Here is a 17,626-nt window from a genome sequence, read left to right on the forward strand (position 1 = left end):
GGTTGAGCTGTCATAACTTAAGGCACATGTTTTCCACCCTATTAGGAAGCAAGAATCGTCACGCTAAACAGATACAGGCCCTGCTAGGCTACAAATCCGCCTTGACAAGCCTAAACGTTTACACTAAAGCACTTGAAAATGACTTACGGGATGCTATTGACAGTATATAGCTTGAATAAGGACAAGCATATCGATTACAGATGGTCAACTCGCACACGTAAGTCCTTATATATTACTATTCCCCACCGCTTCATAATCATGGTCTCACTTTCGTTTCGACTTGCTCGACTAAATGCTGAGGGATGCGCTTGCTACTCCACCGTCACACTCTTGGCGAGGTTGCGGGGTTTATCGACGTCGCAGCCGCGCATGACGGCCATGTGGTAGGCCAGTAACTGCATGGGGACTGCCGAGAGGATTGGGGTCAGCGGCTCAGGGGCCTCGGGGATGTAGAATACGTGGTCGACTTTTTTAGAGATCTCCGTGTCTCCCTCGGTGGCTATCGCAATTACCCTGCCGCCCCGCGCCTTCACCTCCTCGATGTTCCCCAGAATCTTGGCGTAGGTGCTGTCCTTTATGGCGATGAAAACAACCGGCATGTCCTTTGTGATTAGGGCGATGGGGCCGTGTTTCATCTCGGCCGCGGGATAACCCTCGGCGTGGATGTATGATATCTCTTTCAGCTTAAGCGCGCCCTCAAGGGCCACCGGGAAATTGTAGCCCCTGCCGAGATACAAAAAGTTCTCGCTGTCCTTGTATAATGCGGCCAGCTCTTCTATCTGCTTCTCTCTCCTGAGTATCTCCCCGACCTGCGCGGGAACCTTTCTCAGATCCGTCATCATACGGTAGACGTCTTGTTCTTCCAGAATACTCCTGCTGCCCAGAAAGACTGTCATCAAATACAGGGCGGCTATCTGTGAGGTAAAGGCCTTTGTGGACGCGACCCCTATTTCAGGCCCCGCGTGGAGGTAGATGCCCCCCTCGGCCTCCCTGGCGATTGTGCTCCCCACAACGTTGCATATTGAGAGTGTGCGGGCGCCGTTCTTCTTCGCTTCCCGCATGGCCGCCAGCGTGTCGGCGGTCTCGCCGGACTGGCTTATGGCTAGAACCAGCGTGCCCTCTTCGATAATCGGCTTTCTATAACGAAACTCTGAGGCATACTCCACCTCTACCGGCACGCGCGCGTATTCCTCCAGCATGTACTCCCCCACCAGGGCTGCGTGCCAGGAGGTGCCACATGCCACTATAACTATACGCTTCATCCCCTTAAGTCTTTTTTGCTCCTCAAGAAATACCCCCAGCCGGACGCTTGAATGGTCGGTGTCCGTCCTGCCCCTCATCACGTTTAACAGGGAGTCGGGTTGTTCATGGATCTCTTTGTGCATGAAATGCCGGTAGCCCTTCTTCTCAATCTTGTCCGCCTCCCATTCAATTTCTTCGGCACGAATGCGCACGTCCACGTAGCACCTGTCCGCTACAGGGCTGATGCTGCGTGTCTCCACCTTCTCCCTGGTCAGCACGGCCAGTTCCCTCTCTTCCAGATACACCACCTTCTTTGTGTGGTTGAGTATGGCCGCTACGTCTGACGTTACAAAATTTTCGCCCTCTCCCAGGCCCACTGCCAGGGGACTCCCAAACCTGGCCGCCACAATCTTATCCGGGTCATCACTGCATATGGCCGCCAGTCCATAGGTCCCCTCAACCTCCAGCAGCGCCTTGCTCAGGGCGTCTGCCAGATCCCCACGGAAGTATTTCTCCACCAGATGCACCAGCACTTCTGTATCCGTCTCGCTTTCAAAATTATGACCCTCATTCTTGAGCATAGACCTCAGATAATCATGGTTCTCTATTATGCCGTTATGGACCAGGGCAATCTTGCGGCCACAATCCATGAGTGGGTGGGCGTTCTTTACGGAAGGCGGGCCGTGTGTGGCCCAGCGGGTGTGCCCTATGCCTATCGTACTTTCACAGCGAGAACCCTCCAGCCCGCGGCTCAGGGTCTCGATCCTGCCTGCTGACTTGACGCACACGACCTCATCAGGGTTTATGTAGGCTACCCCCGCAGAATCATACCCCCTGTACTCAAGCCTCTTGAGCCCCTCTATGAGGATAGGCAGTACCTCTTTGCCGCCCACATATCCTACTATCCCGCACATTGACCGTGCCCCGTTATGTTTCTATACATTCTGAGGAAGTAAAACAACCGAAAAATGACATACACAATTTTGTAGTCTCTCTTAGAGCATTACAAAAACAATGATTGTCACATGTTAGCAGAATCTTCCTCTAAAGGCAAGATTTATGATGCGAACGTCTACTGGATGCTGACTGATTTCTTAAGATATACTGTACTATGCCCCGCATTCAGCTCTTAAAAACCGGAAAGCGATTTAGCTGCTCATAGATAGACGTCCACGACCGGCGGGCAAACACGATGGGGACGTTTCGTGACCTTGCCACCTCCTTCACTTTATTAGTTATGTTGTGATTAACGTAGTCGTAAAGAAGTATTATCAGGTCCATATTCTCAGGTATGCCGTTTCTAAAGCCCCTGTTTTTCTTCCTGCCGGTCATATGCTCTATGCGGGTAGCACCCAGCTTAACAAGCTCTCTGGGGATAGAACCAAGATTGTCACCACCTACTATTAGTACGGACATTATCTAAGACCTCCTGCTATAAAACAAAAAAACCGCCTGTGAAACAACGCGTGAGTCTCATCTCATTGAGTCTCGTCTCATTGAGTCTCGTCTCATAAAGAAGCTTGTATTGCAAATGAGTCTCATGCGCGCTCATCAGTCAAAAAATTTTACCTCCTCGCAACTCTGCCAGCTCTCCCCTCATCCACTCCACCCCACATCTCGTACATCGGAAGGATTATATAGACCATAGCCACTGCCCCGAGCAAAATATATGAAGCGATAAGCCATACGGCAAAACCGGGAGAAACGAACCGTACGAGCCACGGCCCGGTGAGATTTAGTATTATACCCACAAAGGCCGTGACGTGGGTGGCAGCCTTAATCCCTTCCCTGATACCGGTCATATTCAGTATACGCGACAACACAAAGAATATAAGAGGTATCATAAACGCATGCACGTGTAACGATTCGGACATCTCCCGCGCGCTCTTTGGAAATACCATACCCTCCTCCGGAAGGGGCGCGTCCTCAGGCTCGTCTTCACTGACGTTCCCGACGTAGTAGACAGCGACCTTGTGCGGCGAAAAATCCGTCCTCTGGGAGAACATCCAGAACGAGATGCCCATACTCAGGCCCATGAGTATGAGGAAAAAACTTATCGCCGTCTTGTTACTTAGGGAAGCAGTGCACAGGCGTTTAGGCATTTTTTCTCCCCTCAGGTCTTCTCTTCTTTGAACAGTTCCTTTACGGACCCGACCATCTCAAAACCGATATCGTCGTAGTCGTCATGCTCATAGGCAATGAGGGCACCCACGTCTTTGAGGCCTTCCAGGAGTTCCGCGCCGCGTTCACGCCCCAGAATAAATACCCCCGTTGAAAGGGCGTCCGCCTCCGTCGCGCTCCCGGCGACCACCGTTACACTGATGACCTCTCCACTGGCAGGCATCCCGGTCCGGGGGTCAATTATGTGCGAATATCTCTGCCCGTTCACTGTAAAAAACCTTTCGTAATCGCCGGAGGTCGCGATCCCCATGTCCACCAGCTCTATGTACCCCAGGAGAACGTCTTTGTCTCTGGGGTGCTGTACGCCTATCTTCCAGGTATCGGCACCGGGCGGATGGCCGAGCGCATATATGTTTCCCCCGAGATTCACCAGGGCGGACGTTATCCCGCGTCCCTTAAGCATGTCAACGGCCCTGTCAACGGCAAAGCCCTTTCCAATGCCGCCCAGGTCTATCCTGGTGTCCGGGTGCTTGAAGAAGATTGACCCGGACTCACCCTGTTCCTGAATTTCTATGTTCTCATAAGACACGGCGGGCAGTATGGACTCTATCTCACCGGCATCCGGTACGCTTACGTTACCGGTATAAAATCCCCACTTATTCACCAGCGGCTCGACGGTTATATCAAATGCCCCCCCGGTAAGAACACTGTAACCCTGCGATTCTTCGATCGCCTCTAAGAGCACAGGGTCGCATTCTGTCGGCCCATGCGGCGCCTCACGGTTTATGCGTGAGAGTTCGCTTGAAGACTTATAATTGCTCATCAGTGCGTCAAGCCCGTCCATCACCTCAAAGGCCTCCTTAACCGCCAGCGACGCCACGTCCTTATCGGGACTGTAGACGGATACCTCCGCAAACGTCCCCATAATGAGCCTCGTCTCCCGTATCAATTCCGGTGGTTCCAGGGATGAAGCTCCCGGCACAAGAGCGACCGCGTTCTCCAGCCCCCGGTCTCCACTCAGATAAAACTCATCCACCACGGCCAACACCTTTTTCGTCCCCTTGCACATCATAACGACCGACATGGTGGCGCCCGTGATATTTATGATATCCCTGTTTACCATTATGGGGCTGCGAACCGTCTTCCCGATAAACTGGTGGAGGAACCGCCTCCTCACCACCTCTCCGCCACGGCTCTCCCTGTAGACAAGGACCGCCATGTCCTTTATCCTGCCCTTCGGCTCCACCGCAACAATAAACATAAAGGGGTGAAACTTGCCTATCTCCTCGGTTATGATGGCGTACCCCTGAACCTCCCCGTCTTTTCTGCCTATAAACACCTCAAAGCCCTGCTCGTAAATGCTCCTCCTCAGGCGCCCCTCAAGGCCCCTTTTTTCCTCCTCTGTAAGGATAATCAAGTCCCTGAGAATCTCATCACTCTCCGGAAACATCTTAGAGAGGGCTTCTTCCCGGGTAAGATAGACCTGGACCTCAAAATTGCCGGGAGGCTCAGGTTCCTTATAGGCCTGTGCCGATGCCGGTGTCACTGTCACTGACACCATCAAGGCAACTATGATAACAATCAATAACCCGTGTCTCATACTCATAAAACGTCCGAATAATCCTGCATAAAGGCGTGGCTGGCCGCCGCTGGTGCAGCTTGTATGATTGTCATTCCGAGGGAGTAAAACGACCGAAGAATCTCGCATCTTGGAGATTCTTCGCCCAAAAAACTCAGAAAGACGTGTGAATTTGTAGACCTTTGTATGACTCATACTCACCTGGTAGCCCCTTAGAGCCTTCCTTTATTACCCACCCATCCCTTGAGGGGGGAGAGTAAATGTACACCGATACACCGGATGTATGGGCCCGGCCCACCTTGGGCACAGCATTCCAAAAGGGATAATTTTTTTCAGAAGACCCATTCTACTAAAAAGCATCCCCCCTTCATAACGATTTTAGAAGAACGTCGCCACACCGAAGGCGAACGTATTGTCCCGCTTATGGGCCTGGCCGCTTTCCATATTCCACTCGTAGTCCACCTTGAACACCGTATCCTCCGTGTAATGGAAGCTGAGGCCGAAACTGGCCCTGTTATTGTACGTTGAGGACCCTTTGTCTATCTGATCCCACCTCGCGGCCAGCGTGAGGTGTGACTCCTCCTTAAAGAAATTCGGACCCACCTTTCGAATGAACTCCGGCATAAAGTGCCATCTCGGCTCGGCATAGTAGCCCCACATACTGGGCGGCAGGGACGGCTGGTTCGTCCTGACACTCTTACTCCTCTGAAGGTCCGTGTACGCGCCTTCACCCACGAGTTCAAACGGTCCCTTCTCAAATGCAAAATCAAAAGCACTTATGTAGAAGTAGTTATCATCGTCGTACTTGTTGACAAAAAAGGAGCCGCCGAACTCAAGTCCTAAGAACGGACTGAAGCCAACCCTCCCCACAACACCGGGGGTGTTTGTGTTGCTCCTGTCATACCTGAAGAAACGGGCGTCACGAATGCCTTTGCTCTTTGTTATGTTGTTGCCAAAGCCGTTCGTCGCGTAGATCTCATAATCCAGCTTTGACAACTCCGTCGGAAAGAAAGTACCATAAAATCCCATACCCGCCTGCGTGAGCGTGGTTGGTATAATAAACCTGTCCACAAGCGGCCTGTCAATGAATTCCTGAAGAGGGGCGTCGTGAACAAGGTTGTATTTCCCCAGAGGCACCAGGATCAAACCGGCCCTCAGGTTTATCTCTTCCCGAAGCAAGAAATCAACCGTAGCAAATTCAAGCTTCACCTCTCCATCCAATACCTTGGCGTCACCGACATTGCCGAGTTTAGTGTTGGCACCGCCGTGCTCAAACTCAATCTCCGCGGCAACCTTCACCCTGTCCGAGACGTCGGAATAGATGAACGGGACGAACCGCAGCACTTCAAACCTGTTGTCGCTGCCCTCCTGCGCCCTGTAGCTTGCGTCCATGTAGCCGCCGAGGTAGGTGTTCCTGCCCATTCTGCGCAGAAACGGTTTTGTGTAGATACCGCCAAACTGCGGTGAAACCTCCTCCTGAGCAAACTCCTCAGCCCTCTCGGGTATGTAGAGGCCCGAAAGGGTAAAGTCCCCCCGCCTGCCGGGCTCCTCCGGCTTCTTCTCACGTCCCTCACCCTTTTCAGCAAGCTCCGCAGCAGTCCTCCTCTCCCTCTCCGCAGCAGCCACCTGCTGTCCCACAAGCATCTCCTTCAACTCCTGCACCTGTTTCTCCAGCCTGTCGACCTTGTTTCTCAGGTCCTCCTGCGCCAGTACGCCCTGAGACGGAATCAAAAAAATCATTAGAAAAAACGCCATCCCTATTACGACCCTCATAATACATTTCTCCTTTCTCGCTTTGTTTTGGATTTCTTCCGTGTCGCATACTAATCTCTCTTGCACAGGCCTTCAGCAATGACTATTATTTGTTACATGAATTGAGACTGAGACTCACGCGCAGAGATTACCCTAATCCGTACCCCCCGTCAAGATGTTTTTCCATAAAAACCATGACACCTTCACAAAGTCTGTTGTAACAAGAAGATACGGGCTCGCTAGGGAAAGATAACACAGTGAGGAGGCCGTTAAATCTCTACATAAAAGCACATAGACTTCAGCTCTTATTTGCCGCCAGCCGTATCAGCGGCCCACCGCCGGGCCATGTCTATACGTTTGGCAATGGCCGGGTGGTCGTAGAACAGATACTCGATTATGCCGGAGGGGTCTTTGTCGGCGAGGTTGTTCTCGGCGAGTTTTGTCATCAGGCTTATAAAGTCGCCGGGTTTGCCGGTCTTGTCCAGCGCGTAGCGGTCGCACTGCACCTCAAGCCCACGGCTGTACCAGTTCTGAAGGGGTAATATAATGACGCCAAACACACCCAGTATAAGCAGCAACAGCGGCAGAGTGGCGATATCATACGTGTGCTCAAAACCAAGTTCTAATAAAAACCTCTCCAGGAGGCCTTGCGCTATGTACAGGCCGGCAAATCCTGCGATGCCGGCCACCGCAAGAAACTTCCATATATGCCTGTATACGTGGTGGCCTAATTCGTGCGCGAATACCACCGCAATCTCATCCGTCGAGAAGTTCGAGAGAAGCGTGTCCCCCAGGATGACCCTGCGTGTACTGCCAAGACCCGCGAGCATCGCGTTTGCCTTCTTCGTGTTCCTGCTCAGGTCCATTTTATAGACGCCCTCCAGGGTGACACCGGCGTCCGCGGCCAGCGGGGTTAGCGTCTCCCTCAACCCCTCGTCTTCCAGTGGAGTAATCTTATAGAACAGCGGCAGTATGAGCACGGGCGCTATCCTCGCAAGCACCACACTAACCAGCATGAAAAGTATCCCGGCCGGTATCCACCAGTGTTCACCAAAATTTCTTATCAGAAAATATACCGCTTCTATCATTGGGAGGGTTATAGCAAACCCCAGCCCCGCGCCCTTCAATTCGTTCTTAGCCCAACCCGCAATGGTCTGGTTGGACAACCCGTAGCGGTGTTCAAGTATGTAGCCGGAATAGAAATCAAGCGGCAGGCTTATAACGGCAAACAGCAGGCAGAAGCACAGGTAATAAACGCCGAGCTGAAGATAATACCCCTGGGTGAATCCCGCCGCAATGTCTTTGAGCGGGAAGGTGAGGTACAGCGTCAAGAAGAGCAGGAAACCAATGCCGACGATTAAGTTGATAATGGTCAGCGCATAGCGCCTCCTTGCGTATTCTTTGGACTTTGCTCCTACGTCCGTTTTGGTCTTTTCTGTTATCATAAAATTGTAGCGTCCGATCTCCGCATCGGACGTGGAGGCAAGAAACGTCGGGTACGGAGACCCGACGCTACAACAACGAATTCCGTATGCCACAAGACCAGCTCTCGTTGTCGCTCGCAAGTACCGTCCCTACGTTTTTATCTTCAGGCCCAGGTCGGATATCATGCGGAGGTCTTCTTCCGGCGGTCTCCCCCTTGTAGACAGATAACCGCCAATGATTATGCTGCTGGCACCGGCGTAGAATATCCAGCTCTGCAGGTCTCCCAGGTTTCTTTCCCTGCCGCCGGCCAGCTTTATCTCTTTCGCCGGCAGTACAAACCGATAGAGCGCAATAATTTTAAGAATCTCCATCGGGGCAAGCGCCCTGGCGCCGCCGAGCGGCGTACCGGGGATAGGATGTAAAAAATTAAGCGGCACCGTGTCAACGTCCAATTCCCTCAGCGTGAATGCGAGGTCGAGCCAGTCGTCCGGTGACTCACCCGCGCCGAATATGCCGCCGCTGCATACCTCAAGACCCGCCTCCCGGGCCGTCCTGATGGTGCGCAGCCGATCGCTGTAACTATGCGTGGTGCAGAGCCGCGGGAAAAACCTTTGCGATGTCTCCAGGTTATGGTTAATGCGCCTTATACCGCTGGCCTTTAGCCGTTGGGCATTTTGCGGGGAAAGCAGCCCTGGCGACGCGTGCAGGTGAATGCCGTCTGTTCCGTTCACCCCCCCGACACCCTCACACAGTCTGGCCACTTCATCATCGCTCAATTCCCTGCCGCTTGTTACTATCCCAAGCGACCCGGCAGCCGGCTCAGCCGCGCCGCTTATGGCGCTCGCAAGGCCCTCCCCGCCCATAAGGGCAAAGCCCTCTACGGCGGTATCAAACCGTGCGGACTGGGCGCAGAAGCCGCAGTCCTCGGCACATCTCCCCTGTTTCACACTCACCAGGGCACAGCAGCTTATCTCATCCCCCAGAAATTTATGCCTTATCTTGTTGGCCCAGTACAAGAGGTCGTATATGGCGTCTGTCTCGTTGAGGCCGCAGATATATGCGGCTTCATCACGGGTGACCTCACACCCTTCCAGTATTTTTTCGCCTAACACCCTTATATGATTATCCACTTCAACTACTCCTCTGTCGCAGGGCAACCACAGGGGGTTGCCCCTACAGAAGTCCCAGGGCGGCCGCAAGGCCGTCCGCCTTCGGCGGAGCGCCAGGCAGTCCCTGCAGATTCATTAACTGCCCCGCAGCCCGTTAAAGGTATCGGAAATCTTTTTCCATAGCTCTTCGGGACGTTCCGACCGCAGATGACTCATACACCCGCTGCCGCCGTACGACCATACGGCAATATTTTTTATACCCTCGTCACGGGCAATCTCAATGGCCCTCTTCACCTCGTCCTCCCTGTCGGCGGGCACACGGAACCCCTGAATCCATAACTGCGGTTCTTTATCATACGTCTTACAGAGCGCCACCACGTCCCGCGACACGCTGCGCACGAACTCATCCACATCCCTGTCAAACGCCAGCCAGTAGGGGTCGCTTCCGAATATGCTCAGGTATTTATTTTCAAGGGCCTTTTCCCACTCGTATATGCCGAACCGCGGGTTGCGAAAGGGCAGGACACAGAGGGCGTTTATCAGCCCCTTGCTCACGGCAAGCCCGGATAGGGACTCAATAAACCCGAGTATAGTCGCCTGCCTGAACCGTGTGACGTCCTCGGAAAACTGCCCCATCATCTCGTAGCCGAATTTCTCGCGAAACAATCTCTTGCACACACCGCAGCAGCAGCCCCACACGTCTCTCTTCTTCCCGAATAGCGGCGTGAGTTCTCCATAGTACAGATGCGGTTCGTCCCAGAACACGCCGTGCGCGTTTGAATGGCCGGCAAGCTCCACCCACGCCTCCATCATCTTTCTGAACGTTGAGGAGTTGAGGCATGCCTTGTCCGCCGACAGTTCGCCCTCCGGCAGCTCCATGCGCTGCCGCTCACGGGGGTTCATCGCGATAAAATTGGAAAAGGCCTCGCCGCCGAATACCCTGCCCACTCCCCACGGGTCAAGAAACACCTGAAGACCCGCCTCCTTGGAGGCCTTTACTATCTGGACAATGGTCTCCGGGTAATACGTCATGTCCTCTTCGCTCACGGTGTGGACCACCATATTGCAACCTGAACCGGCAATCTCAGCCATATCCCGCTTTACGTGATCGAGGTGCCTGGAACCAAAGTAGCTCACGCCCAAGGTCAAACCGCCGCTCAACTAAACGCCTCCTTCCGGGTCAGCCTGTACGCTATAACCCCACTGCCAACGGCCGCTATAGCCAGGAGCACGGCGCCCGTCGTGTAATCGTGGAATATAAGTTTTCCTATGCCGAACGTCGCGCCGTAGATGAGCGCCACGCCGGAGAACCATTCTACCAGCAAGCCCCATCCCAGTATACCCCGCTTTATGTGCGGCAGTTCCTTCCTTACCGGCCCCCAGAGGCCGCCGGGCCTGACCTTTGTGTAAAACTTCTTGAGCTGCTCAACCGGTACCGGCTGTGTAAGGAACGTGACCGACACCCACACCACTATCGAGAACGGCACGATAACCATGAACCTCTGCTGTACCGGGACGTGCATTACCACGAGCGGTATATTTATGACCATAGAGGCCACCAGGGCCGATATCTCAGACCAGGCGTTTATCCGCCACCAGAACCACCTGAGTATAAGCACCAGCCCGATGCCCGCCGACATAGGTATAAGAAATTCCCACGCCGCCGTGATTGAGTTCATCTGCGAGGCCACAATCCCCGCCATCACCATGAGTACCACCGAGGTTATCCTTGAGACCAGCACGTAGTGGCGCTCTGACGAGCTCGTCTTGATAAACCTCTTGTAGATGTCGTTTATAAAATAGCTGGAACCCCAGTTTAGATGGGTGTCGATTGTGGACATGAACGCCGCAAGAAACGACGCCACCAGCATCCCCTTCAGGCCGCTCGGCAGAAAGGCGTTTATGGCCATCGGATACGCCTCCTTGCTGTGACTCTTCGTGATCTCAGGGAACGTTACCATGGTGACCAGCGCGACTATAATCCACGGCCACGGCCTGAGGGCGTAATGCGCGATATTAAACCACAGCGTACCCACCAGTGAGTGGGCCTCGGTCTTGGCCGCCAGCATCCGCTGGATGATGTAGCCGCCGCCGTCCGCGTTGTGCGAAGACCACCACATCACGGTGATAAATATTAGAAACGTGAACAGCGGGGAGTCCAGAAAACCAGTATCGCCTTTTATGTCGAGAGGCGGGAAAAAATTCATGGTAACATCGGTGCCGCCCGCCGACTGCGCGAGCTGCAGCTTCAGTTCGTCTATACCACCCACCGCATCCAGGCAATAGAGGGCAAGGACGACAGAGCTGGCGAAACAGAGGATGAACTGGAACATGTCCGTGACCACGACACCCCAGAACCCGGAAAGCACCGCGTAGGTAAGGGCGATACAGACGCAGACGGTGATAGAAATCCACTGCATCTCCGGCGGTATGCCCAGCACCACCTGCAGGATGGTGGCCATGGCCTGAATCACCCAGCCCATTACTACGAAGTTGTATATTGTGCTGAAATAGCCTGCCTTGAACGCCCTCAGTATCTCGGCCGGGCGGCCTGAATAGCGAAGTTCTATCAGCTCATTGTCCGTCAACACCTCCGCCCTGCGCCAGAGCCGTGAGAAGAGAAACACCCCCAGGAGCCCGCCCAGCGCCACGTTCCACCAGAACCAGTTACGCCAGATGCCGTCGTTCCTTACGTATTCTGTGACGGCAAGCGGGGTGTCGGCGCCGAAGGTGGTGGCCACCATAGAAGTGCCCAGGAGCCACCAGGGCAGGGAGCGGCCGGAGATGAAGAATTCCTGTATGTTTTTACTTGCGCGGCGGGAGAAATAGACGCCTACTCCCAGGGAGAGGCTGCAGTAAAGACCAATGATGACCCAGTCTACGAGCGAGAGACCCATTAACGCCCATAATTCTGGAGTCTATTGGTCCGCCTAAGGCGGACTGGACTCCACAGGGGACAGTTGTTCGAAGTTACCCATCATCGGACGGCAATGCTACCAGCGGTATACGTTCAAGTCAAAGATTTTTCCATCCCTGCCGGGGTTGGATTATCAATTATATCCCCCTAAACATGATGGGTCACATTTGGACTTTAAACCACGTGGCAGCCAATATCCATCTCTGCTATAATTACTAAAGGTTGGAATTACCGGTTATAAGGACTTTTTCTATGCAGCTTACAAAAAAAATACAGACGCTGCCGACCACGACCGGGGTCTATATGATGCGAGATTCCCGTTCAAAGGTAATCTACGTGGGTAAGGCAAAAAACCTGCGCTCCCGCGTCAGGACATATTTCTTCCATAAGGGCGGGGACGGCAGGCCATTAATCGGCCAACTTGTTAAAAGGGTAGCCGACATAGACATTGTACTGACGGACACGGAAAAAGAGGCCCTGATACTCGAAAACAACCTGATTAAGCAGTTCAAGCCACGCTATAATGTCCTGCTCCGCGACGATAAGACGTATGTAAGTATCAGACTCGACATGCGCCGGAAGTACCCGCACCCACGTGTGGTGCGCGAGGTCAGGAAGGACGGCGCACTCTACTTCGGCCCATATTCATCTTCCCGGTCCGTCAGAGAGACGCTCCGGTTCATCTACGAACTCTACCCCATACGGAAGTGTTCCGACCCCACGTTCCGCGGCCGGACACGGCCATGTCTATACCACCAGATGGACAAATGCATGGGACCGTGTATCGATGACCTTGCGGACGAGAAAACCTACCGTGCGATGATTGAGGAGATCGTCCTGTTCCTCAGGGGGAGGAAGCAAGACCTCATTGACGCCCTTCGCGAGAAGATGAACAGAGAGGCGGTTGAAGAGAGATACGAAGACGCCGCCCAGACACGCGACCGTCTGAGGGCCGTTGAAGAGACGATAGAAGGACAGAAGATACACTCGATGAGCTTCACCGACAGGGACGTGTTCGGTTATTATCGCGAGGGCAAGGAACTTCAGATACAGGCCATGTTCATACGCAGGGGCAGGCTTGAGGACCTTGCCGGATACAGCTTCACACTTGAATACGACACTCCTGAAGGGGTGTTCAGGGCCTTCCTGAACCAGTTCTACGGCCACAACCGTTTCATACCAAAGGAGGTAATAATACCCACCCGGACCGAAGACGCCCCGGTGCTCGAGGAATTCCTGAGTGACACAGGCGGCCATAAGGTCTCGGTTATCTGCCCGCAGAAAGGGGAAAAGCTGAGACTTGTGGCTCTGGCCAGACGCAACGCCGAGAACGCTTTCCGGGCCAGACACGCAACACCCGACAGACAGAAAAAGATTCTAACAGGACTTAAGAAAGCACTGGGACTAAGAAACCTGCCTGAGACCATCGAGTGCTTTGACATATCCAATATCGGAGGCAAGCTGGCCGTAGGCTCGATGGTGACCTTTAAAAACGGCATGCCCGACAAGAACCGCTACAGGCGATACAGGGTGGAGGGCGTCAACCAGCCGGACGACTGCGCCATGATTCACGAGATGCTATCGAGGCGTTACAAGAAGGCGAGCAGGGGCGACAGGGGCAAAAATATTCCGCAACTGGTCATGGTTGACGGCGGCAAGGGACAGCTCGGCGTCGCATTGAAGGTTATGGCCCACGCGGGTATTACGGACGTTGACGTGATAGCCCTGGCCAAGGCCCGCAAAAAATATAATAACGACATGCAGCTTGAGTATGAACTCCAGGACCGGGTGTACGTCCCCGGCAGTGAAGAGCCCATCGCCCTCCCCGGCGACTCATCTGAACTTATGCTGCTGGGCCGGATCCGCGACGAGGCGCACCGCTTCGCCATCGAATATCACAGGAAACTCCGCCAGCGGATGTTCTACCGCTCGCCCCTTGACGCCATTCCCGGTATAGGCCCCGCCCGGAAGACGAAACTCATGAAGTGTTTCGGGAGCATACAGAACATACGCGACGCGGGTCTTAAGGATTTAAAGGAGGTCGCCGGACTTCCTGAGCGCCAGGCCGAGGCCATCTACAACTACTTCCACGCCGCGGCTACTGACGCATAGGGACGGATTTTAACCCTGGCGTGAAATTCCTTATAAAAATTATCGAGGCATGTACATCATAACCGCAGCGCCAGCCAGCGCTATACACGCCCCAATAATCTCGAAGCGGTCCGGTTTCTTCTTATCAATCACCCATCCCCAAATAATAGCGGAAACGATGAATATTCCGCCATAGGCAGCATAGACTCGTCCGAAATGTGCTGGCTGAAACGTCTGTATGATTCCATACATGAATAAAACCGGCACACCCAATAATCCCAGGAGTATCCCCCTGCGTTCTCGCAACCACAACCAGACCAAATATCCACCGCCAATCTCATAAAGAGCAGCGGCAAAAAATAGCGTCAATGAGACTATGATTATCTTTGCCATTGTTGTTCGTATTTCCTCGGCCAATAGAATATTACCGCTACCCCAATGAGAGCTATGAATGCACCGATAACATCGAATCTGTCCGGGGCGATACCGTCAAAGGCCCAACCCCAGAGCATGGCCATCACAATAAAAACACCTCCATAGGCGGCGTATATCCTGTGAAAATGAGATGGCTGCAGTGTTGGGACAACACCGTAAAGAAACAATACTAAGCCGCCAAGAAGCCCAACTACCAGCGCATAATCTTCTCTTATCCAGAGCCAGACAAGATAACCCCCGCCAATCTCAAAAAGACCGGCCAGGAAGAAATAAACCAGTGTCTTCGATATAATTTTAGGTTTATGGTTGTTCATAATAATACAATCGTGGGAGTGTAGAGAATTATGACCGGTGCGTCGAGACACATCCTACCTTACTGAGTAGGGGCGGCTCTTGCGGCCGCCCAACGTCATAGGCCAGGTGCAAGACCTGCCCCTACTATTAGTTATTACGTCTTCATCTGAATATATTCCTCGACGGATACCTTCCGCCCGTCTTTCAGCCTGGCGAACCTGCCAAAATCGCCCAGGGTCTCCAGCGTCTCTCTGGGGAGTACGGGCCCGTCGATACAGATCCGCAGCCCGTCGCAACAGCACTGGCCGCACAGACCTATACCACACTTCATATACCTTTCCAGCGACGCCTGCATCGGTAGACTGTGCCTCTGCGCGAACTCAAGGACCTTATAAGTCATCGGTTCGGGGCCGCAGACATAAAGGTTTATGACGCCAAAGCGGCTGTAAAGGTCCTCGAGCTTCTTGGTGGGCAGTCCTTTTGTCCCTTCCGAGCCGTCCTCCGTAAACACCGTCATGCCGCTGAACCCCGCCCTGTTACGGTACAGAATCTCTGAAGCAGTTTTTGCCCCCTGTATAATCATTCCCCTCTCCAGCTTGTCTACAAGCGTGGCCAGGCTGGCCATGCCTACTCCCCCGCCGATAATGCAGGCATTGCCCTTCTCCATGCTAAACGGCGTCCCGAATGGGCCTCTTACGCCCAATATCTCTCCGGGATTCATCTGGTGCAACCTGCGCGTAAAATTGCCCCTGCATGCCACAGTTATCCCAAAGGAATCATCGCCGAGATAGGAGATGCTGAAGGGCTTCTCGTCCATGCCGGGTATCCACAGCATGATAAACTGCCCCGGCTCATACTCGAACTCACCGCACTTAAAAAAGAAGCTCTTTGACGTGCCGGACTCCTCTACTACCCTGTCTATCTTGATGATAGTAGGCTCCAGCACGTTAAAGGCAGGTTCGTTGCTACTCGGTGCCTGATTCATGGGCAGCCCCTATAAGTTCTTTCACGGAACTATAGCCGTTTTTCACCATCCAGTCTTCCATCTCACCGCAGACCGTAGAAAACACGCCAACACCGCCGGTACAAACGGCGGTACCTATACCGACCGCGCTCGCGCCCGCCATGAGCATTTCTATGGCGTGCCTCCCGGCTGATACCCCACCAGTCCCGATTATCGGTATGCGCACGGCCTCGTATATGTCGTAGACACACCTGACGGCAATCGGTCTTAAGGCCGGTCCGGAGATGCCCCCCTTCTTGAAACCCAAGACGGGGCGCCGGGCCTCTATGTTGATTATCATCCCCGGGCCTATGGTGTTCGTTGCCGTTATACCGTCTGCTCCCGCCTCTTCAGCGGCCTTGGCCACCTTCGCGATGTCTGCCGTGTCGGCCGATAATTTTACAAACAACGGTATGCTGGTCACCCTTCTGGCTGCAGAGACTACCTGTCGCACGTAACTTGGGGTATTTTGTCCCGCCATCGCCCCAAAGCCGGGAGTATGGGGACATGAAAGCGATATCTCTATTGCGGCGAATCCCTGGCTCCACAGCCCCTCCACTACCTTCACTATATCCCCTACCCCCCTGCCTATAACGCTGGCTATCACCGGCACACCCACGGCGCCCGGGTTGCTGAACTCCTGCGCTGCCGCATGCAGCCCCGGATTCGCGTAGCCCACCGCGTTAAGCAGGCCCGCCTCAAAGCCTACCGTGACGGGGTTGTTGTGGCCCGGCATGGGGTCGAGGCTTATTGATTTCGTAGTGACCGCGCCCGCACCCGCGCCGGCCACCGTCTGGAGGAGAGCGTTACTCGTGCCAAGGATACCCGACGCGAGCACCGTAGGATTTCTGAGCGCTATTCCAGAAATTTCTGTAGATATATCTACCGCCGCCATCGATACAAAGTATAACAAAACACTAAAATATATCAATCAAAAAATACCAGTTATAGGGTAATTATAGGGACAGGGCCACATATCTTGTATGGCACGCCCTGACCTCTTTGTCTTCATTCCATACAAGAATTTGATGGAAGCTATGCAAAATGGTTTTTCCCCGGTTGCTTGACAAATGAAACGGTCTATGAAAGTTCTTTATACTCTTCCCGGGTATTTTTCTTTGAATTATGTCCCAAAAAATACTAGAATCTGTCAAGCAACGTTAAACAACCGCGGACCTGAAGCCAGGAAGGGGTTTTCCCGACATGTCGATTACAGTAGACGACGTAATTAAAGTGGCTATTGAAAAGGAAGAAAACGCCTACAACCTCTACCGTGGGATGTTGGACAAGATAAACGATCCCGGCGCCAAGGCCATGGTGTCCAAGCTTGCCGAAGAGGAGCGCTCGCATAAGAATGCCCTGGAAAGGCTGGATCTAAAAAAACTGCAGAAACTGGGGTCTAAAAAGGTAGAAGACCTGAAGATTGTAGAATACCTGCAGGACAGAGTGATTACCGACACGTCCAGCCTGCAGGACGTGCTGGTCTTTGCCATGAAGCGCGAGAAAGAGGCGCATGAGTTCTACAGCAGGTTCGCAAGCGAGATGCCCGACCTGGAGGTCAAGAATATCCTGGAGGCGCTGGCGCAGGAAGAGCTGAAACACAAGAGAGATTTAGAGGTCTTTTACGACGACGTCATATACCAGGAAGACTAGACTCG

Annotated in this window: 15 protein-coding genes; 2 read left to right on the forward strand and 13 right to left on the reverse strand. The window is 53.5% G+C overall.

Translation table 11 applies throughout. The features are described from left to right. Positions 1-311: 311 nt before the first annotated feature. The 9 genes from glmS to NOU37_07445 form a co-directional block, all read right to left on the reverse strand. On the reverse strand, positions 312-2,156 hold the full coding sequence (gene glmS / locus NOU37_07405; protein ID MCQ4575053.1) for a glutamine--fructose-6-phosphate transaminase (isomerizing): 1,845 nt from the start codon (positions 2,154-2,156) through the stop codon (positions 312-314). A 208-nt stretch (positions 2,157-2,364) separates the two neighbouring features. Then, complete coding sequence (locus NOU37_07410) at positions 2,365-2,658, reverse strand: DUF2325 domain-containing protein (protein ID MCQ4575054.1); 294 nt, start codon at positions 2,656-2,658, stop codon at positions 2,365-2,367. A 149-nt stretch (positions 2,659-2,807) separates the two neighbouring features. Beyond that, positions 2,808-3,344 carry a hypothetical protein gene (locus NOU37_07415; GenBank protein MCQ4575055.1) on the reverse strand — a complete coding sequence of 179 codons (537 nt, stop codon included), beginning with the start codon at positions 3,342-3,344 and terminating at the stop codon, positions 2,808-2,810. An 11-nt stretch (positions 3,345-3,355) separates the two neighbouring features. Further along, complete coding sequence (locus NOU37_07420; GenBank protein MCQ4575056.1) at positions 3,356-4,969, reverse strand: FAD:protein FMN transferase; 1,614 nt, start codon at positions 4,967-4,969, stop codon at positions 3,356-3,358. Positions 4,970-5,320: 351 nt separating this feature from the next. Further along, positions 5,321-6,715 carry a hypothetical protein gene (locus NOU37_07425; protein ID MCQ4575057.1) on the reverse strand — a complete coding sequence of 465 codons (1,395 nt, stop codon included), beginning with the start codon at positions 6,713-6,715 and terminating at the stop codon, positions 5,321-5,323. 284 nt (positions 6,716-6,999) lie between these two features. Next, positions 7,000-8,139 carry a M48 family metallopeptidase gene (locus NOU37_07430; protein MCQ4575058.1) on the reverse strand — a complete coding sequence of 380 codons (1,140 nt, stop codon included), beginning with the start codon at positions 8,137-8,139 and terminating at the stop codon, positions 7,000-7,002. A gap of 129 nt (positions 8,140-8,268) precedes the next feature. Next, positions 8,269-9,249 (reverse strand): biotin synthase BioB, encoded by a 981-nt coding sequence (bioB, locus tag NOU37_07435; GenBank protein ID MCQ4575059.1) that lies wholly within the window; start codon positions 9,247-9,249, stop codon positions 8,269-8,271. A 114-nt stretch (positions 9,250-9,363) separates the two neighbouring features. Continuing rightward, positions 9,364-10,389 (reverse strand): hypothetical protein, encoded by a 1,026-nt coding sequence (locus NOU37_07440; protein ID MCQ4575060.1) that lies wholly within the window; start codon positions 10,387-10,389, stop codon positions 9,364-9,366. After that, entirely contained in the window at positions 10,386-12,125 is a 1,740-nt protein-coding gene (locus tag NOU37_07445) for a Na+:solute symporter (protein MCQ4575061.1), read from the reverse strand. The genes NOU37_07440 and NOU37_07445 overlap by 4 nt, the downstream gene beginning before the upstream one ends. Positions 12,126-12,397: 272 nt before the next feature. Between NOU37_07445 and uvrC the strand changes: the two genes are divergently transcribed. Then, a complete protein-coding gene (uvrC, locus tag NOU37_07450; protein ID MCQ4575062.1) occupies positions 12,398-14,257 on the forward strand; it encodes an excinuclease ABC subunit UvrC in 1,860 nt (619 codons plus the stop codon). 39 nt (positions 14,258-14,296) lie between these two features. Here the strand turns inward: uvrC and NOU37_07455 are convergent, their stop codons facing one another. The 4 genes from NOU37_07455 to NOU37_07470 form a co-directional block, all read right to left on the reverse strand. Continuing rightward, entirely contained in the window at positions 14,297-14,629 is a 333-nt protein-coding gene (locus NOU37_07455; GenBank protein ID MCQ4575063.1) for a YnfA family protein, read from the reverse strand. Next, positions 14,617-14,985, reverse strand: a complete 369-nt coding sequence (locus NOU37_07460; protein MCQ4575064.1) for a YnfA family protein — start codon at positions 14,983-14,985, stop codon at positions 14,617-14,619. The genes NOU37_07455 and NOU37_07460 overlap by 13 nt, the downstream gene beginning before the upstream one ends. 134 nt (positions 14,986-15,119) lie before the next feature. Continuing rightward, positions 15,120-15,950 carry a dihydroorotate dehydrogenase electron transfer subunit gene (locus NOU37_07465; GenBank protein ID MCQ4575065.1) on the reverse strand — a complete coding sequence of 277 codons (831 nt, stop codon included), beginning with the start codon at positions 15,948-15,950 and terminating at the stop codon, positions 15,120-15,122. After that, complete coding sequence (locus NOU37_07470; protein ID MCQ4575066.1) at positions 15,931-16,863, reverse strand: dihydroorotate dehydrogenase; 933 nt, start codon at positions 16,861-16,863, stop codon at positions 15,931-15,933. The genes NOU37_07465 and NOU37_07470 overlap by 20 nt, the downstream gene beginning before the upstream one ends. Positions 16,864-17,171: 308 nt before the next feature. On the opposite strand from NOU37_07470, the gene NOU37_07475 reads away from it, so the two are divergent. Further along, on the forward strand, positions 17,172-17,621 hold the full coding sequence (locus tag NOU37_07475) for a ferritin family protein (protein MCQ4575067.1): 450 nt from the start codon (positions 17,172-17,174) through the stop codon (positions 17,619-17,621). Positions 17,622-17,626: the final 5 nt, after the last annotated feature.

This window comes from Candidatus Bathyanammoxibius amoris (genome assembly GCA_024451685.1).
GTDB lineage: Bacteria > Planctomycetota > Brocadiia > Brocadiales > Bathyanammoxibiaceae > Bathyanammoxibius > Bathyanammoxibius amoris.

What these genes read in the sequence shown, in the direction of transcription:
- NOU37_07465 (MCQ4575065.1), bottom strand. Translation starts at nt 15,950, where the DNA reads ATGAATCAGGCACCGAGTAGCAACGAACCTGCCTTTAACGTGCTGGAG.
- uvrC (MCQ4575062.1), top strand. Translation starts at nt 12,398, where the DNA reads ATGCAGCTTACAAAAAAAATACAGACGCTGCCGACCACGACCGGGGTC.
- NOU37_07445 (MCQ4575061.1), bottom strand. Translation starts at nt 12,125, where the DNA reads ATGGGTCTCTCGCTCGTAGACTGGGTCATCATTGGTCTTTACTGCAGC.
- NOU37_07455 (MCQ4575063.1), bottom strand. Translation starts at nt 14,629, where the DNA reads ATGGCAAAGATAATCATAGTCTCATTGACGCTATTTTTTGCCGCTGCT.
- NOU37_07430 (MCQ4575058.1), bottom strand. Translation starts at nt 8,139, where the DNA reads ATGATAACAGAAAAGACCAAAACGGACGTAGGAGCAAAGTCCAAAGAA.
- glmS (MCQ4575053.1), bottom strand. Translation starts at nt 2,156, where the DNA reads ATGTGCGGGATAGTAGGATATGTGGGCGGCAAAGAGGTACTGCCTATC.
- NOU37_07470 (MCQ4575066.1), bottom strand. Translation starts at nt 16,863, where the DNA reads ATGGCGGCGGTAGATATATCTACAGAAATTTCTGGAATAGCGCTCAGA.
- NOU37_07410 (MCQ4575054.1), bottom strand. Translation starts at nt 2,658, where the DNA reads ATGTCCGTACTAATAGTAGGTGGTGACAATCTTGGTTCTATCCCCAGA.
- NOU37_07415 (MCQ4575055.1), bottom strand. Translation starts at nt 3,344, where the DNA reads ATGCCTAAACGCCTGTGCACTGCTTCCCTAAGTAACAAGACGGCGATA.
- NOU37_07460 (MCQ4575064.1), bottom strand. Translation starts at nt 14,985, where the DNA reads ATGAACAACCATAAACCTAAAATTATATCGAAGACACTGGTTTATTTC.
- NOU37_07420 (MCQ4575056.1), bottom strand. Translation starts at nt 4,969, where the DNA reads ATGAGTATGAGACACGGGTTATTGATTGTTATCATAGTTGCCTTGATG.
- NOU37_07425 (MCQ4575057.1), bottom strand. Translation starts at nt 6,715, where the DNA reads ATGAGGGTCGTAATAGGGATGGCGTTTTTTCTAATGATTTTTTTGATT.
- NOU37_07475 (MCQ4575067.1), top strand. Translation starts at nt 17,172, where the DNA reads ATGTCGATTACAGTAGACGACGTAATTAAAGTGGCTATTGAAAAGGAA.